Origin of the sequence: Salmonella sp. SAL4457, from assembly GCF_046548235.1 — a bacterium.
GTDB classification, from domain to species: Bacteria; Pseudomonadota; Gammaproteobacteria; order Enterobacterales; family Enterobacteriaceae; genus Salmonella; species Salmonella enterica.
The window spans coordinates 1-269 of record NZ_JBGDZO010000549.1 but is presented as its reverse complement, the minus strand read 5'-3'; the positions used below and the strand labels follow the sequence as shown (position 1 = coordinate 269).

Below are 269 nucleotides of genomic sequence, written 5' to 3'. Positions count from 1 at the left end.
AGCACGCGCTTACCTTTGAGGTCGAGGTCAGTCATCTTCAACACGGTCATGACAATCAGTCCTTGGGTACTTGTTGATCAGGCACGGCGGCGCGCAGGTAGTGTCCGGCGACGTCGAGCATACGGTTGGCGAATCCCCATTCGTTGTCGAACCAGGCCAGCAAGTTGACCAGGCGAGGCCCGGAAACGCGGGTCTGGCTGCCATCGACGATGGCCGAATGGGGGTCGTGGTTGAAATCGCAACTGGCGTGCGGCAGCTCGGTATAAGCC

General features: G+C 59.9%; 1 pseudogene. It reads right to left on the bottom strand.

Annotation, left to right across the window (positions count from 1 at the left end):
* Positions 1-55: 55 nt before the first annotated feature.
* Positions 56-269 (bottom strand): annotated as a pseudogene (locus tag ACLJNW_RS25420) (erythrose-4-phosphate dehydrogenase); the annotation flags it as partial.